Here is a 24989-nt window from a genome sequence, read left to right on the forward strand (position 1 = left end):
CGCGTCCCGCCCCGCACGCAGCCCACACGCCCCGCCGGCAAGCGGCGACACCCACGCACCCCGCGCGCCCCGCCGGCAAGCGGCGACACGCACGCCCGGCTGGACGCCGGGCACCCGCACGCCCCACTCCGGGACGGCGACTCGCACGCCCGCCCGGGGACGGCGACTCGCACGCCCTGCCCGGGGACGGCGACTCGCACGCCCTGCCCGGGGACGGCGATTCGCACGCCCTGCCCGGGGACGGCGATTCGCACGCCCTGCCCGGGGACGGCGATTCGCACGCCCTGCCCGGGGACGGCGATTCGCACGCCCTGCCCGGGGACGGCGATTCGCACGCCCTGCCCGGGGACGGCAACCCCGGACGCCCCGACCGACGACGCGGTGACCCGGCCGGGGAGCCTCAACGCCGAACGGCGGCACCCTGAGGTGCCGCCGTTCGGCGGATGGCAGTCAGCGGCAGTGCCGCGACGAACCGGCGACGCTCCGTGCGGGCCGCGAGCCCGTCGCCAGCGACGCTCCTTGCGGACCGCCGGTCGGTGGTCAGCGGCGCTTCTGGCCGCCGCTCGGGCGGTTGCCCGCGCCGCCGCCTCGGTTGCCGCCGCGCTTGCCGGTCGGGCGGGCGCCCGGGCGGGGGGTGGCCGACGGCGTGGTGCCGGCCAGGGCCGGGACCTCGTCCGAGGTGGTGGTGGTGCCGGCGGTGCGGGTGCGCTCGCCGCGGGCCACGTCGCCCGAGCGGGACGACGAGCGGCGGGCCAGGACCCGGGCGTTGTGCGACTTGATCCGGGGTTCCTGGTCCTTGAGCGCCGCCAGCATCGGGGAGGCGAACACGATCGAGGAGAGGACGCCCAGGCCCATGCCCACGAACAGGACCAGGCCGAGGTCCTTCAGCGTGCCCGCGCCGAGCAGGCCGGCACCGATGAAGAGCAGGCCGCCGACGGGCAGCAGCGCCACCAGGCCGGTGTTGATCGAGCGCATCAGCGTCTGGTTGACCGCCAGGTTGGTCGCCTCGCTGTACGTCCTCGTGCTGCCCGCCGTGATGCCGCGGGTGTTCTCCTGCACCTTGTCGAACACCACGACCACGTCGTACAGCGAGAAGCCGAGGATGGTGAGGAAGCCGATGACCGTGGACGGCGTCACCTCGAAGCCCACCAGCGAGTACACGCCGGCCGTGAGCACGAGGTCGAGCAGCAGCGACGAGACCGCCGCGACCGCCATCCGCCACTCGAAGCGGACCACCAGGTAGCCGAGCACCAGCACGAGGAAGATGCCGAGGCCGAGCAGCGCCTGCTGGGTGACCTGGCCACCCCAGGCCGCCGAGACCCGGTTGTCGCTGATCGAGGTGGCGGGCACGCCCAGCTGCTGGACCAGCGACTGCTTCACCGCGTTGGACTCGGCCTGGGTCAGCGCGCTGGTGCGGACGTTGTACGTCTCGGTGCCGCCGCTGCCGACCTGCTGGGCCGCGCCGACGGTCGCCTCCTCGGAGACGTCGGTCTTGGCGATCGCCTCCTCCACGGCGCTCTGCGCCCGCTCCGCGCTGCCGACGCTGGCCGGCAACTGGAACTGGGTGCCGCCGGAGAACTCGATGCCGAGGTGGAAGCCGCGGATCACGAAGCTGCCGATGGCCAGGACCACCAGAGCCGCCGCGATGGTGAACCACATCTTGCGCCGGCCGACGATGTTGAGGTTCGCCTCGCCCATGTAGAGGCGTTCGGCAAGGCCCTTGGCCATGTCAGGCCTCCTTCTCGGTCGGGGCGCGCTTGAGGGCACGGCCGAGGCCGCTGACCCGCGGCGACAGGAACGCCCTCGTGTTCGCGAACATCGTCATGATCGGATGGCGGAACAGGAACACCACGACCAGGTCGAGGATCGTGGACAGACCCAGGGCGAACGCGAAGCCCTTCACCGCACCGATCGACACGATGTAGAGCACCACGGCCGCCATGATCGTGATGGTGTTGGCGGAAATGATGGTACGCCGCGCACGGGCCCACGCCCTCGGCACGGCGCTGCGCGCACTCCGCCCCTCGTGGATCTCGTCCTTCAGGCGTTCGAAGTAGATGACGAACGAGTCCGCCGCGACACCGAGGGACACGATGAAGCCGGCGATGCCCGCGAGCGTCAGCGTGAAGCCCGTGGTGCGGCCGAGGACGACCAGCGCGCCGAAGGTCAGCAGGCCGGAGAGCACCAGGCTCAGGAAGATCACCGAGCCGAGCAGCCGGTAGTAGAAGAACGCGTAGATCGCGACCAGGCCCAGGCCGATGGCCGCGGCGATGAGGCCGGCCTCGAGCTGCGCGATACCCAGCGTCGCGGAGACGGTCTGGGTGGTGCCCGGCTCGAAGGTGACCGGCAGCGCACCGTACTTGATCTGGTCGGCGAGCTCCTTGGCCGAGGTGGCGTCGAACTGGCCGGTGATCTGCGACTGGCCGCTGAGCACGCCCTGGATCTCGGGCGCCGAGATCACCTCTTTGTCGAGGACCACGGCGACGAGGCAGTGCGTGGCACCGGTCGACAGCGCCTGCGCGGCGGCCAGACACGGGTCGTTGGCCGGCGGCTGGAACGCCTCACGGGTCAGCTCGGTCCACTTGCCCTGGCCCGTACCGGTGAAGTCGAGCGAGACGACCCACTGGCTCTGCTGGTCGAGCTGCGGCGACGCGGTGTCGATGTCGGTGCCGACGACCTTGGCGACGTCGAGGTACATCTTCGCGCCGCTCTGGCAGGCGACGACCTTCGACTTCTCGGCGTCGATCGCGCCGGAGGGCCGCTTGTCGAGCTGCGCGCAGCTGATCGTCGGGATGTTGAACTGCATCTCCGGGGTCAGCGCGTTGACCTCAGCGCCGCTCAGCGTGCTGAACGCCTTGTACTTCTGGCCCGCCGTCGGGTCGGCGGACAGGTCCACCGGGTCGGTCAGCTTGCCGGCCGCGGCCCAGACCTCCGCGCCGACCTTCTTCTGGATCTCGGCGCGCAACTCCTCGGCGCTGGGCTGGTTCGGGTCGGAGCCCGACGGTGCCGGGGCCGGGGCGGCGGCCGGTGCGGACGCCGGGGCGGAGGGGGTGGCGCTGGGGGCGGGAGCGCGCTCGCCGCCGCCCTGACCGCCGGTCGGCGCGGACGGCTTGCCGCTGCCCGTGACGGCCGGCGCCTTGGTGGTGGCTCCGGGCTTCGGCGCCGCGCTGCCGGTCGGCGCCGCGCTCGGCGGGGCCGTGGGCGGGTTGACCGCCACCGCGGCGTTGTCGCCGGTCACCTTGAGGACCTTGCGGAAGCGCATCTGCGCGGCCTGGCCGACGTTCTTCAGCTGGTCGTTCGCCTCACCGGCGACGGACACCACGATGTTGCGGTTGCCCTCGACGACCACCTCGGCCTCGGCGACGCCGAGCGCGTTGACCCGCTGATCGATGATCTTGCGGGACTCCTCCATGCTCTCCCGGCTCGGCGCCTTGCCGTCGGCCAGCGAGGCGACGTACGTCGCCTGGGTGCCGCCGACCAGGTCGAGGCCGAGCTTCGGGTGCAGCCGCTCCTGGTAGCCGAGGTCCTTGGTGCCGGGTCCCCAGAACACCAGCACATACAGGATCGCGAAGAGGAGACCGAGCACGGCGAGTTGCCGCCCGGGATGCGGTTGTCCCTGTGGTGGTCGTGCCACGACTGTCGATCTCCTCGTGCTGAGAGCTGCCGCGGGAGCGCGGCCGCAGGTGGGGATTGGGCGGGGCAGGCCAAGTCGACCGGAAGCGGACTTCCAGCCGATTTGCCCGGCGACGATTATTCACAACTACGGGCCGTTCGGGTGCCCCACCCCGCGGCCCGCGGCCATCTCCCGTCCCGCGACCCGCCGCCGGCGGGTCGCGGGAGCGGCGTCAGTCCTTGGACTTGCGGGTCTCCACGACCGGGCTCACCGGCTCCTCGGCGGCCGGTTCGGCCGCCGCGGGCTCGGCCACGACGGGCTCGTCGGCGAGCTCGGCGGACTCCTGCTTGGTCACGCGGGCGATGGCGGGACGCGCGTAGCGGGCGTTGACCCCCGGAGCGATCTCGACCGTGACCACGTCGTCGTCGACCGCGACGACCGTGGCGTGCAGGCCGCCGATGGTGACGATCTCGTCTCCGGGGCCCAGCGCCGACTGCATGGCCTGCGCCTCACGGCGGCGCTTCTGCTGCGGGCGGATCATCATGAAATACATGACGCCGAAGAGCAGGACGATGAGAAGCAACGGCGTGAGGCTGCTGCCGCCCTGCGCTTGAGCTGCGTGATACACGAGGAAGAACCTTCCGTGGGGCCACCGTCGCGACTCGGGACGCGCGGTGTGGCGATATATACATCCCGCTGGACGGCGGCGAGTCTAATCCTTCTTCCTGGGAGAACCCCGGACGGCACACGTCACGTTCACATTACGGAGAGGTTTCCGCATCCCGGGCGAACAGGTCAGGCTGCTGCGGCGCGCCGGCCCGGCCCTCCGGCGGCGTCTTGCCCAGATGCCGCCAGCCCGCGTCGGTGGCGACCCGCCCGCGCGGCGTACGCGCCAGCAGACCGGCCCTGACCAGGAACGGCTCGCACATCTCCTCGACGGTGTCGGACTGCTCCCCCACCGCCACGGCCAGCGTCGAGAGGCCGACCGGCCCGCCCCGGAACGACTCGATGAGCGCCCGCAGCACCGCGCGGTCCAGCCGGTCCAGGCCCAGCTGGTCGACGTCGTAGACGGTGAGGGCGGCCTTGGCGGTCCCCTCGTCGACGATCCCGTTGCCCCGGACCTCGGCGTAGTCCCGCACCCGCCGCAGCAGCCGGTTGGCGATACGCGGCGTGCCGCGCGAACGCCCGGCGATCTCCGCGGCCCCCTCGGGCGTGATCGGCACCCCCAGGATCCGCGCGGAGCGGTGCAGCAGCGCGTCAAGATCGGCGGGCGAGTAGAAGTCGAGGTGGGCGACGAACCCGAACCGGTCCCGCATCGGCCCGGACAGCAGCCCGGCCCGCGTGGTGGCCCCGACCAGCGTGAACGGTTCCACGTCGAGCGGAATCGCGGTGGCGCCGGGCCCCTTGCCCACGACCACGTCGACCCGAAAATCCTCCATGGCGCTGTACAGCAGCTCCTCGGCGGGCTTCGCGATCCGGTGGATCTCGTCGATGAAGAGCACGTCACCCTCGCCGAGACCGGTCAGGATGGCGGCAAGGTCCCCGGACCGCTCGATGACCGGCCCGCTGGTCGTCCGGATCCCGGTCCCCAGCTCCGCCGCCACGATGTTGGCCAGCGTCGTCTTGCCGAGGCCGGGCGGGCCCGACAGCAGGATGTGGTCGGGCGGGGTGCCGCGGCCCATCGCGCCCTTGAGGAGGAGCTCGAGCTGATCGCGGACGCGATGCTGGGCGATGAAGTCGGCGAGGCGGCGGGGGCGGACGCTGGCCTCGGCGTCCAGGTCCTCGTCCTCGGCGTACGGGGAGACCAGGTCGTCGGTCATCGGGTCCGGCCCAGCAGGCGGATCGCCTGGCGGAGCAGGATCGGTACCGGGGGTGTCTCGCCGTCGAGGGATTCGGCGACCGCCGCGACGGCCTGGTCGGCCTGCTGGGCGGACCAGCCGAGCGCGATGACGCCCTGACGCACCTGCTCCTGCCAGCCGCCGCTGAGCGCGCCGGCCACCCCGTCGGTGCCGGTGGAGACGGCGCCGATGCGGTCACGCAACTCGAGGACCAGGCGTTCGGCGCCCTTCTTGCCGATTCCGGGCACGCGGGTCAGCGCCGTGATGTCCCCCGACGAGATCGCGCGGCGCACCGCCTCCGGCTGGTGCACGGCGAGCACGGCCTGGGCGAGCCGGGGCCCGACGCCGCTCGCCGTCTGGAGCAGCTCGAACAGGTGCTTCTCGTCGTCGTCGGCGAAGCCGTACAGGGTGAGCGAGTCCTCGCGGACGACCAGGCTGGTGGCGAGCCGGGCCTCGGCGCCGGCCTTGAGCCCGGCGAGGGTGCCGGGCGCGCAGTGCACGGCGAGCCCCACCCCGCCGACCTCGATGACGGCGCTGTCCGGGGCGATGGCGGCGACCACGCCGCGCACGCTGGCAATCATCGGGGCGACTCCAGTCCGGTCAACGGCAGAACACGTGTACGACACCGTAGTCCATCGACGGTTCCGCGACGAAGCGCGCAACGCCGCGACCTCCGAGGGGCGGGCTTCACGCCGGACGGCGGCCCGGGCCGCGGCCGGGCGGCGCGGCCCGGCGGGGTGCGGGGGCACCGGCCCGGGACACCCCGGCCGCCTTGACCGCCGCGGCGCGGAGCCGGTCGCGGGTGCCGCCGCGCCAGATATGGCAGATGGCGATGGCCAGGGCGTCCGCCGCGTCGGCCGGGCGGGGCGGGCCGTCGAGCCCGAGCAGGCGGGTCACCATGCTGGTGACCTGGGCCTTTCCGGCGGTTCCGGAGCCGGTCACGGCCGCCTTCACCTCGCTGGGCGTGTACGTCTGCACGGGCAGTCCCGCCCGCGCGCCGGCGAGGATGCCGATGCCGCTGGCTTGCGCCGTACCCGTGATGGTCTGGGTGTTGTGCTGGCTGAAGACCCGCTCGACGGCGACGCTGTCCGGCCGGTGCTCCGCCACCAGCTCGGCGAGCGAGCGGTCGAGATGCAGCAGGCGCAGGGCGATGTCGTCGTCCGGCTCGGTGTAGACGACGTAGTAGCCGACGAGCTTGCACGGCCGGCCCGGCACGCCCTCGACCACGCCGACGCCGCACCGGGTGAGGCCGGGGTCGATGCCGAGCACCCGCACGTGCGCCCCCTTCGCCTCGGACGTGTGTTCGACACATTAGTACGCGCCGCGGGGTACCCCGCACCGACACACGCCCTTGTGCGGTGAACGGCGTCCCTCGACGATGGAGGCGGAGGTCATCGTGGCTTATCTGTTCCCGCCGATGGACGACGAGCCGCCGCCGGACTACCTGCGGTTCGTGGCGACGCGCCTGGCCTGGCTGCACCGCGAGGCCCTGCGACTCTGCGGCGGCCAGGGCACGGACCCGGCGGACATGCTGGCCATGGATGCGCTGACCGACCTCGCCGGCCATTGGCGCCGGCTCGCCTGGGAGAGCCGCCTGCGGCACCGCGACGTGCGCGCCGACTACCTGGCCCGGCGCCTGACGAAACGCACCGAGCAGTGGCGCGAGGAGCGGCCCTACCCGGTCGAGGTCACCGTCCGCCCGGCCCCGCGGCTGTTCGCCGCCCGGTACGCACGTCCGGCGCCGGCCACGATCGCCCACCGCCTGGCCCTGCTGCTGCCGTCGACCGTACGCGACGAGGCCGGCGTCGTGGCCGAGGCGGAGATCGCCTGGGTGCACGCCTACCGCCGGCACGTCCGGCACCGCTACGCCCGCGTCTGCACCGCCGGTGTGCTGCTCGTCGGCTTCCTGATCCAGTTCATGTCCCAGGCGTCCGGCACCGGCTGAGAAGGGCCGCCGGGGCGGCCCCTCACCGGCGTCAGGCGTCGAGCGCCGCCATGATCTCGTCGCTGACGTCGAAGTTCGCGTAGATGTTCTGCACGTCGTCGCAGTCCTCGAGGACGTCGATGAGCTTGAACACCTTGCGCGCGGCCTCCTCGTCGACCGGCACGGTCATCGTGGGGACCAGCGACGACTCGGCCGAGTCGTACTCGATGCCGGCGTCCTGCAGCGCGGTGCGCACGGCGATCAGGTCGCCGGGCTCGCTGACCACCTCGAACGAGTCACCGAGGTCGTTGATCTCCTCGGCGCCGGCGTCCAGGACGGCGAGCATGACGTCGTCCTCGGAGAGCGAGCCCTTGGGGACGATCACCACGCCCTTGCGGTTGAACAGGTACGACACCGAGCCGGCGTCGGCGAACGTGCCGCCGTTGCGGGTCAGCGCCGTCCGCACCTCGGTCGCGGCACGGTTGCGGTTGTCGGTGAGGCACTCGATCAGCATCGCCACGCCGTTGGGCCCGTACCCCTCGTACATGATCGTCTGCCAGTCGGCGCCGCCGGCCTCGAGGCCGGAGCCGCGCTTGACCGCACGGTCGATGTTGTCGTTGGGTACCGAGCTCTTCTTCGCCTTCTGGATGGCGTCGTAGAGCGTGGGGTTACCAGCCGGGTCACCGCCACCGACGCGGGCCGCCACCTCGACGTTCTTGATCAGCTTGGCGAACATCTTGCCGCGCTTGGCGTCGATGACGGCCTTCTTGTGCTTGGTCGTCGCCCACTTTGAGTGGCCGGACATACGTAACCTCCGTGTCGTACTACCGCGCGTCTACGGCGTGGCGGACCATCTCGACGAAGTACCGGTGGACGCGGAGGTCGCCGGTGAGCTCCGGGTGGAAAGCCGTGGCGAGCAGGTTCCCCTGCCGAACGGCGACAATCCTACCGGCGGCGGGCCCGTCGCTGACGCGGCCCAGCACCCGCACGTCCGCGCCGACCTCCTCGACCCACGGCGCGCGGATGAACACGGCGTGGAAGTCACCGCCCGGAACGTCGTCGATACGCACCCCGGCCTCGAACGAGTCGATCTGCCGCCCGAACGCGTTGCGCCGCACGGTCATGTCGATCCCGGCGAACGACTCCTGGTCCGGCCGCCCGTCCAGCACGGTGGTGGCCAGCATGATCATGCCGGCGCAGGACCCGTACACGGGCATCCCGTCGGCGATCCGCTTGCGGATGGGATCGAGCAACCCGAACGTGACCGCGAGCTTGCTCATGGTGGTGGACTCCCCGCCGGGCAGCACGAGAGCATCGACGCCGTCGAGCTCCTCGATCCGGCGGACCGGGCGGGCCAGCACGTCGCTCTCGGCGAGCGCACCGAGGTGTTCCCGCACGTCACCCTGGAGGGCGAGCACTCCGATGTTCATAAAACCAATCCAGATCAAGAACAGGATGTCGTACCTGATTGCATGGTGCTGACCGTCGCTCCCGCCGAGGCCGGGCCGGGGCCCAGCTGACGCCGGCCCTGGCCCTTCATTCTGCGTGAGTGGCGAAAAAACCGGACCCCGCCGGTCCACAGCCCGCCCCAAGACCGGCAAACCCCGCGCGAATCACTGCGGCCCAAGGAGCCCCCGCACGCCCCACCGCCCCGGCGCGCCCGACAAGTCCGCCGCGATCCGAGGGGACCGACGGCATCCAACTGGCCCGGCACGCCCGAGAAGCCTGACGCGATCCGAGGGGCCCGACAGGCCGGCGCGAGCCGACCGGCCCGGCCTGACCCGAGACGCCCGACGCGACCGACAGGCCCGGCACTCCTCACCGGCCCGGCGCGACCCACCGGCCCCCACCGGGCCCACCGGCCCCCACCGGGCCCACGGGGCCCAGGCGAACCTGGCGGGCACGGCGCGGAACGGCAAACCGGCGGGCCGGCGCGACGCCCGCGAGCCCGCCCGGAACGGCGGACCCCGCGAGCCCGGTGCGGCGCGGTGAACCCGGCGGGCCCAACGGCGGACCCTGCGGGTCCGGTGCGGCGCGGTGCGGCGGGACCGGCGGGGCGGGCCTACCAGCCGCGCTCGGCGAGGCGGTGGGGCTGGGGGACGTCCTCGACGTTGATGCCGACCATCGCCTCGCCCAGGCCGCGGGAGACCTTGGCGATCACGTCGGGGTCGTCGTGGAACGTGGTGGCCTTGACGATGGCGGCCGCGCGCTGGGCCGGGTTGCCGGACTTGAAGATGCCGGAGCCGACGAAGACGCCCTCGGCGCCGAGCTGCATCATCATGGCCGCGTCGGCCGGGGTGGCGATGCCGCCCGCGGTGAACATGACGACGGGCAGCTTGCCGGCCGTGGCGACCTCCTTGACCAGGTCGTACGGCGCCTGGAGCTCCTTGGCGGCGACGAACAGCTCGTCCTCGGGCAGCGAGGTCAGGCGGCGGATCTCGGCGCGGATCGTCCGCATGTGCGTGGTGGCGTTGGAGACGTCGCCGGTGCCGGCCTCGCCCTTGGAACGGATCATGGCCGCGCCCTCGGTGATCCGGCGCAGGGCCTCGCCGAGGTTGGTGGCGCCGCAGACGAAGGGGACGGTGAACGCCCACTTGTCGATGTGGTTGGCGTAGTCCGCGGGGGTCAGCACCTCGGACTCGTCCACGTAGTCGACGCCGAGCGCCTGGAGCACCCGGGCCTCGACGAAGTGGCCGATCCGGGCCTTCGCCATGACCGGGATGGAGACGGCGTTGATGATGCCGTCGATCATGTCGGGGTCGCTCATCCGGGACACGCCGCCCTGCGCGCGGATGTCGGCCGGCACCCGCTCGAGGGCCATGACGGCGACCGCGCCGGCATCCTCGGCGATCTTGGCCTGCTCCGGCGTGACCACGTCCATGATCACACCGCCCTTGAGCATCTCGGCCATCCCCCGCTTCACGCGGGCGGTACCGGTGGTGGGCTGGCTGTCGGGCGCGCTCTCGGACACGGTGACTGGGCTCCTCACAAGATCGGGTTCGGCCAAATTTTACGCCCGGACCCCCCGGCCACCGATGGCCAATCGACCCCCCGGTGGCCTGCACCGCCCCCACCCGGCCCGCGAACAAGACCGGCGACGCGCTGGGTGCCGGGCAAAAGCCGCGCGTGATGTTCTGCCGGACCGCGACAACCCGACAACCCGGCCACCCGGCCACCCGGCCACCCGGCCACCCGGCAAACAGTCCGGCCGCGGCAGTCCACACGGACCCGGCAAGGCGGGGCGAGCCGGGAAAGCGGCGCGGGCAGGCGCGGCCGGACGCAACCGTGCAGCGAGACGGCCGGCGCGGCCCGACGGACCGAGGATCAAGCCCGCCACATCGAGCCAGGCAACCGCAGAGCCTCCGGCGGGTGCGGGAGTGCCCGGGGGTGCCGGCGGTGCGGGGGTGCGGGAGTGCCGGCGGTGCCGGCGGTGCGGAGGTGCGGCGGTGCGGGAGTGCCCGGGGGGTGCCGGCGGTGCGGAGGTGCGGCGGTGCGGGAGTGCCGGCGGTGCGGAGGTGCGGGAGTGCGGCGGTGCTGGCGGTGCGGGGGTGCGGCGGTGCTGGGGTCTCAGGCGGCGGGGATGCGCAGGTCCGCGGACTCGGCCGGGCGGGGGGCCACCGCCGTCGGCAGGGTCGGGTCGACGATGTCGAAGTAGCGGGGGCGTTCGTACTGGCGGGCCAGGCGCAGGAGGCGCACCACCGGGCGGTGCCGGGCGGTGAGGGCGTCGCGGACCAGGTCGGTGTGCACCTGGCGGGCCAGGACCGCGCGGCGGCTGGTGGCGACCAGGGTGGCGACGGCCGGGTCGCCGCCGGTCAGCGGGGCCGACTGGAGCTGGCGGGTGAGGTCGTTCTCGGCGGCCTCGCGTTCGTCGGGGGCGGCGTCGAGGGCGAGGCGGGCGGCGGCGTACAGCTCGACGATGTCGGCCTGCTCGGCGACCACGGCGGCCGCGGCGGCGCGGCGCAGGAGGTGGGCGTCCAGGGCCCGGGTGGCGGACTGGGCCCGCACGTGGACGCGTTCGACGCGGTGCGACGTCCAGGCGAGGTACGCCGCCAGCAGAGCGACGACCGCGAGCACACCCAGGAGCCACCACATGCCGGGCATCGTAGTGCCTCATCGTGTCGGAGAGTCACGTCCCCGAGCGTGGTTCCGCCCACTCTTCATCGAATACCCGCCCGTCCGTGGCCTCGATCGCCGTGGCGTACACCTCCAGGACACGTTGGGCGACGCTGGGCCAGTCGTACGCCTTGACTACTGTCCGTGCGCATTTGGCCAGCTCAGCGCGACGCGACGGGTCGTCCAGGAGGTCGCCGAGGACGGTGGTGAGCGCGGCCGCGTCGCCCGTCGGGAAGAGCGCGCCGGCCCGGCCGCCGTCGAGGACCCGGCGGAACGCGTCCAGGTCGCTGGCCGCGATGGCCGCACCGGCCGCCATCGCCTCGGTGAGGATCATGCCGAACGACTCGCCGCCGGTGTTCGGCGCCACGTAGACGTCGACGCTGCGCAGCATCCGGGCCTTGTCGGCCTCGCTGACCAGGCCCAGGAACTCGACCCGGGAGCGCAGCCCGGCCGGGATGCCGAGGTCGCCGGGGTCGCCGGGGCCGGCCACCAGCAGGCGCAGCCCCGGCCGTTCGGCGGCCAGCGTGACGAACGCCGTACGCAGCAGGTCGAAGCCCTTGCGGGGTTCGGTGAAGCGGCCCAGGAAGCCGAGGGTGCCGCCCTCCCCCGGCCATCCCGGCAGGGGTTCGGCGGTGGCGAACTTCGCCACCGCGACGCCGTTCGGGATCTCCACCGCGCCGCCGCCCAGGTGCTCGACCTGCACCTTGCGGGCGAGTTCGCTGACCGCGATCCGGGCGGTGATCTTCTCGACCACCAGCTGGAGCAGGCCCTGCGCGGCGGACAGCGCCCGGGAGCGGGTCATCGCGGTGTGGAAGGTGGCCACCACCGGCCCGCGCGCGGAGAGCACGGCCAGCAGGGACAGGCTCAGGGTCATCGGCTCGTGCACGTGGAGCACGTCGAACTTGCCGCGGGCCAGCCAGCGGCGCACCCGCGCGGTCGAGACGGGGCCGAAGGCGATCCGGGCCACCGAGCCGTTGTACGGCAGCGGCATCGCCCGCCCGGCCGGCACCACGTACGGCGGGAGTTCGGCGTCCTCGTCGGCCGGCGCCAGCACGCTCACCTCGTGGCCGAGACCGATCAGCGCCTCGGCGAGGTCCACGATGTGGTTCTGCACGCCGCCCGGCACGTCGAACGAGTACGGCGAGACGATCCCGATCCGCACGCTGACCCGCCCCTCAGACCCGGGCGCTCTGGTTGAGCCACATCTTCTGGAGCATGTGCCAATCCTGCGGGTGCTCGGCGATGCCGATCTCGAACGCTCTCGCCATGCGCTGGGTCGTCTCGCGGACCCGCGCGTCGAGGGCGCCCTCGGTGGCGAGCTCGATCCGGCGGATCCGCCCGGCCGTGCGCTCGTCGGTGAAGAACAGGTCGGCGGCGTACAGCGGTGCTCCCGTCCGCAGGGCGAGCAGCGCCGGGCCGGCGGGCATGCGGGTGCGCCCGCCGAAGAACTCGACCTCGACGCCGCGGGCGGACAGGTCGCGGTCGGCGAGCAGCGCGACCGCATAGCCCTGGGTGGCCTTCTCGGCGAGCACGTCGAGCGGGGGCGGCCCGCCGGTGAGGGGCACCACTTCCATGCCGAGCTTTTCCCGGTACGCGACGAAGCGCTCGAACAGTCCCTCGGGCTTGAGCCGCTCGGCGACGGTGATCATCCGGTGGCCGCTGGAGACGAGCCAGGCTGCCGCCGCGTCCCAGTTGGCCACGTGCGGCAGCGCGAGGATCATGCCCTTGCCCTCGGCCATGACGGCGTGCAGCTCGTCCGCCTGCTCGAGGTGGAAGTCGGTGAGGAACTGCTCCCGGGACTGCGAGGGCAGCCGGAAGGCCTCCATCCAGTAGCGGGCGTACGAGCGCAGCCCCGCGCGTACCAGATCCTCGAGGTCGGCGTCGCTCATGGCCGGACCGACCACCTGGCGCAGGTTGCGGCGCAGCCGCTGGGTGCCCGGACCGTTGCCGCGGGCGGCCCGGTCGGCCCCGGCGTCGAAGATCGCCCGGGCGGCGCGCAGCGGGAGCACCCGCACGAGCCGCCACCCGGCCGCGTAACCGAGCTCGGTGAGCCGGTCCTTCACGGCGTCTCCCCGGCCGGCGCCACCGGCGCGGGCGGCGTGGCGTCCGGCCGGTCGGAGCGCGCGGCGTGGATCAGCCGCTGGAAGACGGTGACCACCGACAGCACGGCGAGGATCCACAGGGCCGCGGGCAGCCCCCAGTCCAGGCCGGCGGCGCCGAGCAGGCCGCCGACGCCCAGGATGAGCAGGCGCTCGAGGCGCTCGGCGATGCCCACGTCGGCGTTCAGGCCGAGGCTCTGCGCGCGGGCCTTGACGTAGGAGACGACCTGCCCGCCGACGAGGCAGAGCAGGGCGGCCCACACGCCGCCGTACGGGTTGTCCTCGGTGGCGAGGTAGTAGACGACGGCCGCGAAGACGGCGCCGTCGGCGATGCGGTCCATCGAGGAGTCGAGCAGCGCGCCGAAGTGGCCGCCGCCGGGGCCGCGCATCCGGGCCATCGTCCCGTCGAGCGCGTCGGTCAGGGCGCTGAGGGTGACGATCACCGTGCCCCAGAACAGCATTCCGCGGGCGCCGAACCCGGCGCCGATGAGCACGCCGACGGTGCCCGCGACGGTCACCGCGTTGGGTGTCACGCCGAGGCGTAGCAGGAGTCGGGCGGTCGGGTCTACCCCGTACGCGACGAAGGCACGGGCGGGAACACTGACGATCTTTGCCATGGCCGTCCCACCATAACGGCGCCCGGCGACGGGCGGTACGGCGCCGGTCACGCGTCGCCGAATCGTCACCGGGGCCCATTGGTCCCGCCCCCGCGTGACTACCGGGGGTTGCGCGTCCGACTGCGGTGGGTGTCAGATCCAAGGACAGCGTCGTAACAGCCGGGAAACAATATGCGGTACGGATGGTGCGACGCGCCATCGCACCAGGCGGCGCCTCGGTCCGCGGCGAGCGGGTCGGGAAGAATGGCCGCCGACCGGCTGACAGGAGGTGCGTCAGGGATGGCGCAGAAGAACCAGGACAACACGGGCGGGCCGGTGGTGACCGAGCCCGGCAGAGTACGCAACGTGGTGCTGGTGGGCCACTCCGGTGCGGGGAAGACGACGCTGGTCGAGGCGCTGCTGGCGGCGACCGGCACGATTCCCCGGGCCGGAACGGTGACCGACGGCACCACGGTCTGCGATCACGACCCGGCGGCCGTACGCCAGCAGCGGTCCGTCTCGCTCGCCTGCGCGTCCGTCGTGCACCAGGGCGTCAAGCTCAACCTGCTGGACACCCCCGGCTACGCGGACTTCGTCGGGGAGCTGCGCGCCGGCCTGCGCGCCGCGGACGCCGCGCTCTTCGTGGTGTCGGCGGTCGACGGCGTGGACGACGCGACCACCGCCCTGTGGGAGGAGTGCGCCGCCGTCGGCATGCCGCGCGCGGTCACGATCACCCGGCTCGACCACCCCCGCGCCGACTACGAGGGCACGCTGCAGGACTGCCAGGACGCGTTCGGCGAGAACGTCATGCCGATCTACCAGCCGATGCTGGGCGACGACGGCACCTCGGTCGCCGGGCTGCTGGGCCTGGTGACGCTCCGGGTCCTGGACTACTCCGAGGGCTATCCGCCGCGGACCGCCGAGGCGGAGCCCGAGCACCTGAACCCGGTCCGGGACGACCGCAACCTGCTCATCGAGGGGATCATCGCCGAGAGCGAGGACGAGACCCTGATGGACCGGTACGTGGCCGGCGAGCTGATCAGCACCGAGACCCTCGTGCCCGACCTGGAGAAGGCGGTGGCGCGGGGCAACTTCTATCCGGTCATCCCGGTCTGCTCGGCGACCGGCGTGGGCCTGGACGCCCTGCTCGACGGCCTGGTCAACGGCGCGCCCTCGCCGCTGGAGCACGACCTGCCGGTGGTCACCGGCGTCGACGGCAGCCCGCGACCGCCGCTGACCTGCGACCCGGCCGGACCGCTGGTGGCCGAGGTGGTGAAGACCACGATCGACCGGCACGTCGGCCGGGTGTCGCTGGTCCGGGTCTTCTCCGGCACCCTGCGCCCCGAGCTCACCGTGCACGTCTCGGGGCACGGCATGACCGAGCGCGGACACCCCGACCACGACGCCGACGAGCGGATCGCCCACGTGTACGCGCCGCTGGGCGTGCAGCTGCGCGAGGTGTCCTCGTGCATCGCGGGCGACATCTGCGCGATCACCAAGTCGGGCAGCGCGGAGACCGGCGACACCCTCTCCGCCAAGGACCAGCCGCTGCTCATGGAGCCGTGGACCATGCCCGAGCCGCTGCTGCCGATCGCCGTGGTGGCCAAGTCGCGCTCCGACGAGGACGCGCTGGCCAAGAACCTGGCCCGGCTGGTCGCCGGCGACCCGACGCTGCGCCTGGAGCGCAACCCGAGCACGCACCAGCTGGTGCTGTGGTGCATGGGCGAGGCGCACGCCGACGTGGTGCTGGAGCGTCTCCGGGCCGGCGGCGTGGATCTGGACACCGAGCCGGTCAAGGTCTCGCTGCGGGAGACCTTCGGCGCCCCGGCCAAGGGCCACGGCCGGCACGTGAAGCAGTCCGGCGGGCACGGCCAGTACGCGGTCTGCGATCTCGAGGTGGAGCCGCTGCCCCGCGGCGCGGGCTTCGAGTTCGTGGACAAGGTGGTGGGCGGCGCGGTGCCGCACAACTACATCCCGTCGGTGGAGAAGGGCGTACGCGCCCAGCTGGAGCGCGGGATCGTGGCCGGCTATCCGGTCGTCGACCTGCGGGTGACGCTCGTGGACGGCAAGGCGCACAGCGTGGACTCGTCCGACGCCGCGTTCCAGACCGCCGGGGCGCTCGCCCTGCGCGAGGCCGCGGAGCAGGGTCAGGTGACGCTGCTCGAACCGGTCGACGAGATCGTGGTCCGGGTGCCGGACGCGTACGTGGGTGCGGTGATGAGCGACCTGTCCGGCCGCCGGGGCCGCCCGATGGGCAGCGAGGCGGACACCGACGGCGAGCACAGCCTGGTCCGCGCCGAGGTGCCCGCGACCGAGCTGGTGCGCTACGCGGTCGAGCTGCGCGCGCTCACCTCGGGCTCCGGCACGTTCACCCGCGCGTACGCCCGCCACGAGCCCATGCCGGCCAATCTCGCCGAGGCGGTCCGCAAGGAGCACGCCGCCGCGAGGTGACCCTCGGACGGCCACCGCCATCGGGTACGCGGGCAGCTCGATGGCGCTGGCCGCCTGGAACAGCGGCAGGTCTGCGGAGTGCCGGTGGAGTTCTCAGCTCCGGCACTCCGGTGTCGATCACACTCGCGTGCCCCGCCGACGCCGTGCCGAGCCTCGCGCCCTCACCTCCTGGCGCGTGCTGCTCGTCGTCGTCATCGCCGTCACCGCCACGGTGGCCGCCGGCGTGTACTCGCTCCAGGAGCAGATCCGGCGCCGGACGCTGGACAGCGCGCTGCAGGGGGTCGTCATCATCAGCTCGCTGGTGATCGACCGCAACATCACCCTGCACGACCTCACCGACGAGCTGCACCCCGCCAACCGGGCCCAGCTCGACACCGACCTCGTCCTGCTCCAGCAGAAGGGCCGGATCCACGGCCTGCTCATCTGGTCGCTGCCGGCCGGGCGCCTCGCGTACGCCGACCCCGCGCACGAGCAGGCCGGCCCGCTCGACGACGCGCGCCGGGCCACCGTGCCGCTCGACCGGCCCACCGCGCGCGGCACCGCCGACGTGGACACCGGCGAACCGCTGCTCGAGGTCGACTACCCGTACGACGCGAACGGCGACGGGATCGTGGACGGCCTCGCGGTCTTCCTGCTGCCCCGCGGCGACGTCGACACCTCGATCGCCCGCTCCACCCGGCTGCTGTACGGCGGCGGCATCCTCGTCCTGCTGGCCGCCCTCGCCGGCGTGCTGCAGGTCCGCCGCCGCCAGCGGGCCCAGGACCACGCCGCGGTGCACGACCCGCTGACCGGGCTCGGCAACCGCGAGAAGCTGCGCCGCGCGGCCGCCTCCGCGCTCGCCGGCGCCTCCGCGCAGCAGCCGGTCGCCCTGCTCGTGCTCGACCTCGACGGCTTCAAGGAGGTCAACGACACGCTCGGGCACCACGCCGGCGACCTGCTGCTCGCCGGCGTGGCCCAGGAGATCGAGCGGGTCGTGCGCGGCGGCGGGACGGTCACCCGGCTGGGCGGCGACGAGTTCGCCGTCCTGCTGCCCCGCACCGGCACCGAGCGGGCCCTCGCGGTCGCGGCGGCGGTCGGTGCGGCCGTACGCCGGCCCGTGCTGATCGAGGACCGCCCGGTGGCCGTCGGCGTGAGCATCGGCGTGGCCGTCGCCCCGGGGCACGGCCGCGACCTGAGCACGCTGCTGCAGCGTGGTGACGCGGCCATGTACCGCGCCAAGAAGGGCGACGGCGGCGTCGTCGCGTACGAGGACCGCATCCCGGCCATTCCCTCCCAGGTGGTATCGCCATGACCTCAGTCCGCAGGTTCGCCACGCTGGTGGCCGCGGCCGCGCTCGTGGTCACCACCGCCGCGTGCGGCGGGGACGCCTCCGCCGACGACGCCCGGATCACCCTGACCGTCGACGACTTCGGCAACTTCGGCTACCGCGGCCTGCTGCGCGAGTACGAGGCCGCCCACCCCGGCGTGCGGGTGGTGGAGCGGGTCAGCGACTTCACGCAGCACCACGAGGACCTCGCCCGGCGCCTCGACGCGGGCAGCGGCGCCGGCGACGTGGTCGCAGTCGAGGAGGGGTACGCCGTCCAGTTCCGCGAGCGCGGCGGCGACTTCGTCAACCTGCTCGACCTCGGCGCCGGCAAGCTCGCCGGCAACTGGCTGCCGTGGAAGTGGGACGCCATGCTCAGCGCGGACGGCCGGCGCCAGATCGGGCTCGGCACCGACATCGGCGGCCTCGCCATGTGCTACCGCCCCGACCTGCTCAAGGCCGCCGGGATGCCATCCGATCGCGGGTCCGTCGCGAAGCTCTGGCCCACCTGGTCCGCGTACATCGACGCCGGCCGCCGGTTCCGCGCGGCGGGCCTCTCCGCCCAGTGGACCGACTCGGCCGGCAACGTCTTCAACCAGATCCTCGCCCAGCAGCCGGTCGGCTACTTCGACCGGCAGGAGAACCTCGCCCTCGAGACCGGCCCCGGCGTCCGTACGGCCTGGGACCTGGCCGTACGCATGGTCGCGGCGGGCGAGTCGGCGAAGTACGTGCCGTACAGCGCCCAGTGGCGCGCGGCGCTGCAGGGCGGCCGGTTCGCGACGATGACCTGCCCCGCGTGGGCGCTGGGCTGGATCCAGCAGAACGCGCCGGCCACCCGGGGCCAGTGGGACGTGACCGTGGTGCCCGGCGCCGGCGGCAACTGGGGCGGGTCGTGGCTGACCGTGCCGAGGCAGAGTGCGCATCCGCGGGAGGCGTACGAGCTCGCGGCCTGGCTGACCGCACCCGAGCAGCAGCGGCGCATCTTCCTCGAGACCGGGAACCTGCCGTCCGCGCCCGCCCTCTACGACGATCCGGGGGTGACCGGCTTCCACAGCCCGTTCTTCTCCCAGGCACCGGTCGGGCGCATCTTCACCGACGCCGCCTCCCGCAAGCCGACGCAGTACATCGGGCTGCACAACGCCGCCGTGCGCGGCCTCGTCGAACGCAAGCTCAGCCAGGTGGAGATCGGTCAGCTCACGCCGGAGCAGGCCTGGCGGGAGGCGGTCGCCGAGGCGCGGAAGGTGCGCTGATCAGGCGAGCGACTCCCACGCCTTGGCGAGCAGCTCCCGGGTGTCGCCCAGCAGCTGCGGCAGCACCTTGGTGCGCGCGATCACCGGCATGAAGTTGCCGTCGCCGCCCCACCGCGGCACCACGTGCTGGTGCAGGTGGGCGGCGATGCCCGCGCCGGCCACCGCGCCCTGGTTCATGCCCAGGTTGAAGCCGTGCGGGCTGCTCGCCCGCCGGACCGCCCGCATCGCCCGCTGGGTGAACGCCGCGAGCTCGGCGGTCTCCGGCCCGGTGAGGTCGGTGTAGTCGGCGACGTGCCGGTACGGGCACACCAGCAGGTGGCCGGGGTTGTACGGGTACAGGTTGAGCACCACGAACACCTCGTCGCCCCGGGCCACCACCAGGCTCTCGCCCTCGGGCAGGCCCGGCGCGACGCAGAACGGACAGCCGGCCGGCTTCTCGTAACCGCCCTCGGGCCGGTCGGCCCCCGAGATGTACGCCATCCGGTGCGGCGTCCAGAGCCGATCGAGCCCGTCCGGTTCCCCTGCGTCGCTCACCGACCCACCCTAAGCCCGGCGCCGCGGCCCCGCCGCGCTACTCCGCGGTGGGCCCGGTGTTGACCCGGGAGCGCACGACCTCGACCACGTGCGCCACGGCCTCGTCCAGCCCGACCCCGTTGCGCTGCGAGCCGTCGCGGTAGCGGAAGGAGACCGTGCCGCCGTTGACGTCGTCGTCGCCGGCGATCGCCATGAACGGGATCTTCTGCTGCTGCGCCGTGCGGATCTTCTTCTGCATCCGGTCGGTGGAGTGGTCCACCTCGGCCCGGATGCCCTCCTTGCGCAGCCGCGCGACGAACTCCTCCAGGTAGCCCGCGTGGTCGTCGCGGATCGGGATGCCGACCACCTGCACCGGCGCGAGCCAGGCCGGGAACGCGCCCGCGTAGTGCTCGACCAGCACGCCGAAGAACCGCTCGATCGAGCCGAACTTCGCCGAGTGGATCATCACCGGCTCCTGCCGGGACCCGTCCGCGGCCTGGAACTCCAGCCCGAAGCGGGCCGGCATGTTGAAGTCGTACTGGATGGTCGACATCTGCCAGGTACGGCCGATGGCGTCCCGCGCCTGCACGCTGATCTTCGGGCCGTAGAAGGCCGCGCCGCCCGGGTCCGCGACGAGCTCGAGGCCGGTCTCGGTGGCGACCCGGTCGAGCACCTCGGTGGCGGTCGCCCACTGCTCGTCCGTACCGATGAACTTGTCGCTCTTGGGGTCGCGGGTGGACAGCTCGAGGTAGAAGTCGTCCAGGCCGAAGTCGCGCAGCAGCGACAGCACGAAGTTGAGCAGGTGCTTGATCTCGGCGGGCGCGTCCTCGGGGGCGACGTAGGAGTGCGAGTCGTCCTGGGTGAGGCCGCGCACCCGGGTCAGGCCGTGCACGACGCCCGACTTCTCGTAGCGGTAGACCGAGCCGAACTCGAAGAGCCGCATCGGCAGCTCACGGTACGACCGCCCGCGCGACCTGAAGATCAGGTTGTGCATCGGGCAGTTCATCGCCTTGAGGTAGTAGTCGGCGCCCTCCATGTGCATGGGAGGGAACATGGTGTCCGCGTAGTACGGCAGGTGGCCCGACGTGTGGAACAGGCCCTCCTTGCTGATGTGCGGGGTGCCGACGTACTGGAAGCCCTCCTCGATGTGGCGGGCCCGGACGTAGTCCTCCATCTCCCGCTTGATCACGCCGCCCTTGGGGTGGAAGACCACCAGGCCGCTGCCGATCTCGTCGGGGAAGGAGAACAGGTCCAGCTCGGTGCCGAGCTTGCGGTGGTCGCGGCGCTCGGCCTCGGCGAGCCGGTTCAGGTACGCCTTGAGCTCGTCGCGACTCGGCCACGCGGTGCCGTAGACGCGCTGGAGCTGCGGGTTCTTCTCGCTGCCCCGCCAGTACGCGGCGGCCGAGCGCATCAGCTTGAACGCCGGGATCAGCCGGGTGGTCGGCAGGTGGGGGCCGCGGCACAGGTCGCCCCAGACCCGCTTGCCGTCGCGGTCGAGGTTGTCGTAGTGGGTCAGCTCGCCGCCGCCCACCTCCATGACCTCGCTGTCGTCCACGTCGCCCTTGATGTCGACGAGCTCCAGCTTGTACGGCTCGTGCGCCAGCTCGGCCCGGGCCTCGTCGAGCGACGCGTACTCGCGGCGGCGGAACGTCTGGCCCGCCTTGACGATCTCCTGCATCCGCTTCTCGAGCTTCGCCAGGTCGTCGGGCTGGAACGGCTTCTCGACGTCGAAGTCGTAGTAGAAGCCGTTCTCGATCGGGGGGCCGATGCCCAGCTTGGCCTCGGGGAAGATGTCCTGCACGGCCTGGGCGAGCACGTGCGCGGCCGAGTGGCGCAGCACGTCGAGCCCGTCCGGCGAGTCGATGGCCACGGCCTCGACGTCGGCGTCCTGCCCGGGCGACCAGTCGAGGTCGCGCAGCCGCCCGTCCGCGTCGCGCACGACGACGATCGCCTTCGGACCGGACTGCGGGAGGCCGGCGGCGGCCACCGCGTCGGCCGCCGTCGTCCCCGCCGGCACGACCAGAGCTGCGGACACGGTGGTTCTCCTTCAGTTGACGTTCGGGTTCGCAGACGATGCTAATGGGTCGGCCCGGTCACCCTTCGCGCGACGCGGTCACCCACCCGGGCAACGGCTCCCGCGCGCCGGCCCACTCCCGCGGGATGCCGCCCGCCCCGGTGTACGCGGCCACGACACCACCGGCCATCGCCGCCGTCGTGTCCATGTCGCCGCCCGCGGCGATGCACGCCGTGACCGCGCCCGGGTAGTCGCCGAGGTGGTGCGCGGCGACCCACAGCGCGAACGGCACCGAGTCCTGCGCCATCGCCCGGGTTCCGGTGCCCAGCTCGTACGCCGCCACCACCGGGTCGGCGATGCGGGTGGCGGCGGCGAGGCCGTCGCGTACCCGGCTCTGCGGGGTGTGCGCGAGCACCGCGCCCAGCAGGTCCACCGGCCGTTGCTCCAGCCGGGCGGCCGCGGCCACCGCCGCGGCGACCGCGACCGCCACCCCGCCCGCGATGCCCTCGGGGTGCGCGTGGGTGACTTCCGCCGCCCTGGCACCCTGCTCGGCGGCGCGGGCCGGCGAGTCGGCGTGCCAGGCGCCGAGCGGGGCGGCCCGCATGGCGGCACCGTTCCCGGCCGAGCCCTGCCCGTCGAAGGCGGCAGCCGCCGCGATCGGCCAGGGGGTGCCCTCGCGGATCTGCCGCAGCATCACCACGGCACCCGGGCCGTAGCCGCGGTAGGGGTCGAAATGCCGGCCCAGCAGGTCGGCGAAGCGGTCGGCGTCCAGGTGCGTCTCGTCACCGGCCGTCATCGCCGCGACCAGGCAGCAGGCCTCCTCGGTGTCGTCGGTCCACGGCCACGGCGGTTCCGGCAGCACGCCGGGGCGATGGCCGGGAACGAAGTACTGGGCACCGAGAGCGTCGCCGACGGAGAGTCCGGCGAGGCTGTCGGCGGCCAGCGCGGCCCGGCTGTCCGGGAAAAGCGTGAAGGCCATAGTCGCTACTCTCCGTATCCAAGAGACCGCTCTGAATGACGGATTCGGTCTATCTTGCCAAGGGCAGTACCTTCTTCGCATGGCCACGGTGTTGCTCGTCGAGGACGATCACGTCGTGCGCGGTGCGATGCTCCGGTCGCTGGCCGACCGGGGGCACGCCGTGCACGCCGTCGGCACGGCCCTCGACGCCCTGCGCCGGGTCGCCGCCGAGACCCCCGATCTGGTCGTGCTCGACCTCGGGCTGCCCGACCTCGACGGCTCCGACGCGCTGCGCATGCTGCGTGGCATCACCGACGTGCCGATCATCATCGCCACCGCCCGCGACGACGAGCAGACCGTGGTGCGGCTGCTCCGCGCCGGCGCGGACGACTACATGGTCAAGCCGTTCACCGGCGCCCACCTCGACGCGCGGATCACCACGGTCCTGCGCCGCGTCGGCCGGGCCAGCCGCACCGCCCAGCCCGCCGTGCACGAGGTCGGCGAGCTGCGCGTCGACATCGGCGAGCGCAGCGCCAGCCTGGCCGACCAGCCGCTGGCCCTGACCCGCAAGGAATTCGATCTACTGGCATATTTGGCCGCGCGCCCGGGCCGGGTGGTTTCCCGTCGTGAGCTGTTGGAGGAGGTATGGCGACAGCCGTCAGTCGGCGAGGACCAGACGATCGACGTGCATCTGTACTGGCTCCGTCGGAAACTGGGCGAATCCGCGGCGAAGCCTCGCTACCTGCGCACCGTGCGGGGGGTCGGATTCCGGTTGGTGGCCCCGGACTGAGGGCCCGGCTGGCCTGTGTCAGCGCCGCCACCACCACCATCGCCGCCCTCGCGTTCCTCGTCCCGCTCGGCTGGGAGCTGCGCAACGATCACCGGGACAGCGCCATCGCCGCGGCCGAGCAGCGTAGTGCCACCGTGGCCGGCGCCGTCGCCGCCAACGCCGGCCGCAAGGGCGTGGAGAGCGCGGTCAGGGCGGCCGGCGGCGGGGTGATCGTGCACGCGCCCGGCACGACGCAGGGCAGCCGGGTGCCGGTCGAGAAGCTGGTGGCCGCCGCGCGGGGCCGCGAACCCGTCGAGGTCGGCGTGAAGGGCGGCGTCGTCCGCCTCCAGCCGGTGGCCGTCGGCGAGAAGACGTCGGTCGTCGAGGTCTTCGTGCCCGACGCCGAGCTCGACGCCGGCACCGCCCGGGACTGGTGGATCCTGCTCGGCATCATGGCCGGCCTGGTGCTCGGCTCGGTGATAGTGGTCGACCGGCTGGCCCGCGGCGCCGTCGCCTCGGTGCGCAACCTGGTGCACGCCGCGATGGCGGTGGGCGGCGGTGACCTGGGCGTACGCATCCAGCCGTCCGGCCCGCGCGAGCTCGCCGAGGCCGGGTACGCCTTCAACCGCATGGCGGACCGCCTGGTCACGTCCCGCACCAGCGAGCGGGAGCTGGTCGCCGACCTGTCGCACCGGCTGCGGACGCCGCTGACCGTGCTGCGCCTCGACGCCGAGGCGCTCGACCCCGACGACACCCACATCGGCGAGTTCTCCGCCGCCGAGCTGGACCGCCGGCGCGGCATCCGGCGCATCCGGCAGGCCATCGTCACCCTCGAGGGCGAGGTCGACCAGCTCATCAACACCACCCGGGCCGCGGTCGCCGCGCAGGTCGCCGACGCGGCCGAGGAAGGGCTGTGCGACGCCGCCGAGGTGGTCCGCGACCGCATGGTCTTCTGGTCCGCGCTGGCCGGCGACCAGAACAGGCAGTACCGGGTGGTCGGCGCCCAGCTGCGCATCCCGGTGCCGGTCGCGCGCACCGAGCTCGCGGCGGCCCTCGACGCGGTGCTCGGCAACGTCTTCCGCTACACCCCGCAGGGCACCGCGTTCGAGGTCGGCATCTCCCGCCGCGACGGCTGGGTCGCGTTGCGCGTCGACGACGCCGGCCCGGGCATCGACGACCCGGAGAAGGCGCTGCAGCGCGGGCAGAGCGAACAGGGTTCGACCGGCCTCGGCCTGGACATCGCCCGCCGGGCCGCGCAGGCCGCGGGCGGCTCGGTCAGCCTGGCCCGCGCCGCCATGGGCGGCGCCAGCGTGGTGATGCTGCTCGCCGACGCGGAGGCGCCGCCGAAGCAGGCGAGCCGGTTCGGCCTCGTCGGCCGGCTGGCCCGGGAACGCGATCCGGCCAAGCGGAAATGGCCGCACCAGTACCCGGAAGAAGCATGAGGTCCCCCCGGCAACGGCGCGGCGCGGAATTACCCCGGACGGTAGAAGCATTGCTTAGATCTGTATTAAGGGCGTTCCCCTGGCGGAGCCGGACTGGCACGCTCTA

General features: G+C 73.1%; 22 protein-coding genes. 6 read left to right on the plus strand and 16 right to left on the minus strand.

Features of this window, described 5'->3' with window-relative positions; all coding sequences use genetic code 11:
- Positions 1 to 540: 540 nt before the first annotated feature.
- The 6 genes from secF to ruvC all read right to left on the minus strand — a co-directional run bounded on the left by secF (position 541) and on the right by ruvC (position 6726).
- Entirely contained in the window at positions 541 to 1728 is a 1188-nt protein-coding gene (gene secF / locus CLV70_RS21700; RefSeq protein WP_106128372.1) for a protein translocase subunit SecF, read from the minus strand.
- A 1-nt stretch (position 1729) separates the two neighbouring features.
- Positions 1730 to 3634 carry a protein translocase subunit SecD gene (gene secD, locus CLV70_RS21705; RefSeq protein WP_106128373.1) on the minus strand — a complete coding sequence of 635 codons (1905 nt, stop codon included), beginning with the start codon at positions 3632 to 3634 and terminating at the stop codon, positions 1730 to 1732.
- 211 nt (positions 3635 to 3845) lie between these two features.
- A complete protein-coding gene (gene yajC / locus CLV70_RS21710) occupies positions 3846 to 4241 on the minus strand; it encodes a preprotein translocase subunit YajC (RefSeq protein WP_106128374.1) in 396 nt (131 codons plus the stop codon).
- A gap of 133 nt (positions 4242 to 4374) precedes the next feature.
- Positions 4375 to 5433: a Holliday junction branch migration DNA helicase RuvB gene (gene ruvB, locus CLV70_RS21715; RefSeq protein ID WP_106128375.1), complete on the minus strand. Its 1059-nt coding sequence runs from the start codon at positions 5431 to 5433 to the stop codon at positions 4375 to 4377.
- A complete protein-coding gene (gene ruvA, locus CLV70_RS21720; protein ID WP_106128376.1) occupies positions 5430 to 6032 on the minus strand; it encodes a Holliday junction branch migration protein RuvA in 603 nt (200 codons plus the stop codon). The genes ruvB and ruvA overlap by 4 nt, the downstream gene beginning before the upstream one ends.
- Positions 6033 to 6138: 106 nt before the next feature.
- Positions 6139 to 6726, minus strand: a complete 588-nt coding sequence (gene ruvC, locus CLV70_RS21725) for a crossover junction endodeoxyribonuclease RuvC (protein ID WP_106128377.1) — start codon at positions 6724 to 6726, stop codon at positions 6139 to 6141.
- A gap of 121 nt (positions 6727 to 6847) precedes the next feature.
- Here ruvC and CLV70_RS21730 point away from each other — a divergent pair, with 121 nt between their 5' ends.
- Entirely contained in the window at positions 6848 to 7396 is a 549-nt protein-coding gene (locus CLV70_RS21730) for a hypothetical protein (protein ID WP_146164116.1), read from the plus strand.
- 31 nt (positions 7397 to 7427) lie between these two features.
- Here the strand turns inward: CLV70_RS21730 and CLV70_RS21735 are convergent, their stop codons facing one another.
- The 7 genes from CLV70_RS21735 to pgsA form a co-directional block, all read right to left on the minus strand.
- The gene (locus CLV70_RS21735) at positions 7428 to 8180 is read right to left on the minus strand and encodes a YebC/PmpR family DNA-binding transcriptional regulator (protein WP_106128379.1); all 753 of its coding nucleotides are present in this window, start codon (positions 8178 to 8180) and stop codon (positions 7428 to 7430) included.
- A 19-nt stretch (positions 8181 to 8199) separates the two neighbouring features.
- Entirely contained in the window at positions 8200 to 8805 is a 606-nt protein-coding gene (pdxT, locus tag CLV70_RS21740) for a pyridoxal 5'-phosphate synthase glutaminase subunit PdxT (protein WP_106128380.1), read from the minus strand.
- Positions 8806 to 9437: 632 nt separating this feature from the next.
- A complete protein-coding gene (gene pdxS, locus CLV70_RS21745) occupies positions 9438 to 10346 on the minus strand; it encodes a pyridoxal 5'-phosphate synthase lyase subunit PdxS (protein ID WP_106128381.1) in 909 nt (302 codons plus the stop codon).
- A 596-nt stretch (positions 10347 to 10942) separates the two neighbouring features.
- Entirely contained in the window at positions 10943 to 11476 is a 534-nt protein-coding gene (locus CLV70_RS21750; protein ID WP_106128382.1) for a hypothetical protein, read from the minus strand.
- A gap of 25 nt (positions 11477 to 11501) precedes the next feature.
- On the minus strand, positions 11502 to 12650 hold the full coding sequence (locus tag CLV70_RS21755) for a glycosyltransferase family 4 protein (RefSeq protein WP_106128383.1): 1149 nt from the start codon (positions 12648 to 12650) through the stop codon (positions 11502 to 11504).
- Positions 12651 to 12663: 13 nt separating this feature from the next.
- The gene (locus tag CLV70_RS41180) at positions 12664 to 13551 is read right to left on the minus strand and encodes a phosphatidylinositol mannoside acyltransferase (protein WP_245908376.1); all 888 of its coding nucleotides are present in this window, start codon (positions 13549 to 13551) and stop codon (positions 12664 to 12666) included.
- Positions 13548 to 14204 carry a phosphatidylinositol phosphate synthase gene (gene pgsA / locus CLV70_RS41185; RefSeq protein WP_245908377.1) on the minus strand — a complete coding sequence of 219 codons (657 nt, stop codon included), beginning with the start codon at positions 14202 to 14204 and terminating at the stop codon, positions 13548 to 13550. Before pgsA ends, CLV70_RS41180 begins: the two co-directional genes overlap by 4 nt.
- A gap of 279 nt (positions 14205 to 14483) precedes the next feature.
- Here pgsA and CLV70_RS21765 point away from each other — a divergent pair, with 279 nt between their 5' ends.
- The 3 genes from CLV70_RS21765 (at position 14484) to CLV70_RS21775 (ending at position 19187) form a co-directional block, all read left to right on the plus strand.
- Positions 14484 to 16634 carry an elongation factor G-like protein EF-G2 gene (locus CLV70_RS21765; protein ID WP_106128384.1) on the plus strand — a complete coding sequence of 717 codons (2151 nt, stop codon included), beginning with the start codon at positions 14484 to 14486 and terminating at the stop codon, positions 16632 to 16634.
- Positions 16635 to 16761: 127 nt separating this feature from the next.
- Complete coding sequence (locus CLV70_RS21770) at positions 16762 to 17925, plus strand: GGDEF domain-containing protein (protein ID WP_146164117.1); 1164 nt, start codon at positions 16762 to 16764, stop codon at positions 17923 to 17925.
- Positions 17922 to 19187, plus strand: coding sequence for an ABC transporter substrate-binding protein (locus CLV70_RS21775; RefSeq protein WP_106128386.1), 1266 nt, complete (start codon positions 17922 to 17924; stop codon positions 19185 to 19187). The genes CLV70_RS21770 and CLV70_RS21775 overlap by 4 nt, the downstream gene beginning before the upstream one ends.
- On the opposite strand, the gene CLV70_RS21780 is transcribed toward CLV70_RS21775, so the two are convergent.
- The 3 genes from CLV70_RS21780 to CLV70_RS21790 form a co-directional block, all read right to left on the minus strand.
- Positions 19188 to 19667, minus strand: a complete 480-nt coding sequence (locus tag CLV70_RS21780) for an HIT family protein (RefSeq protein ID WP_106128387.1) — start codon at positions 19665 to 19667, stop codon at positions 19188 to 19190.
- Between the two features lie 91 nt (positions 19668 to 19758).
- Positions 19759 to 21735, minus strand: coding sequence for a threonine--tRNA ligase (gene thrS, locus CLV70_RS21785; protein WP_106128388.1), 1977 nt, complete (start codon positions 21733 to 21735; stop codon positions 19759 to 19761).
- A 58-nt stretch (positions 21736 to 21793) separates the two neighbouring features.
- A complete protein-coding gene (locus CLV70_RS21790) occupies positions 21794 to 22693 on the minus strand; it encodes an ADP-ribosylglycohydrolase family protein (RefSeq protein ID WP_106128389.1) in 900 nt (299 codons plus the stop codon).
- 79 nt (positions 22694 to 22772) lie between these two features.
- On the opposite strand from CLV70_RS21790, the gene CLV70_RS21795 reads away from it, so the two are divergent.
- A complete protein-coding gene (locus tag CLV70_RS21795) occupies positions 22773 to 23462 on the plus strand; it encodes a response regulator transcription factor (RefSeq protein WP_106128390.1) in 690 nt (229 codons plus the stop codon).
- A gap of 77 nt (positions 23463 to 23539) precedes the next feature.
- On the plus strand, positions 23540 to 24883 hold the full coding sequence (locus CLV70_RS21800) for a sensor histidine kinase (protein WP_425440195.1): 1344 nt from the start codon (positions 23540 to 23542) through the stop codon (positions 24881 to 24883).
- Positions 24884 to 24989: the final 106 nt, after the last annotated feature.

Source organism: Pseudosporangium ferrugineum, from assembly GCF_003002065.1.
Lineage (GTDB): Bacteria > Actinomycetota > Actinomycetes > Mycobacteriales > Micromonosporaceae > Actinoplanes > Actinoplanes ferrugineus_A.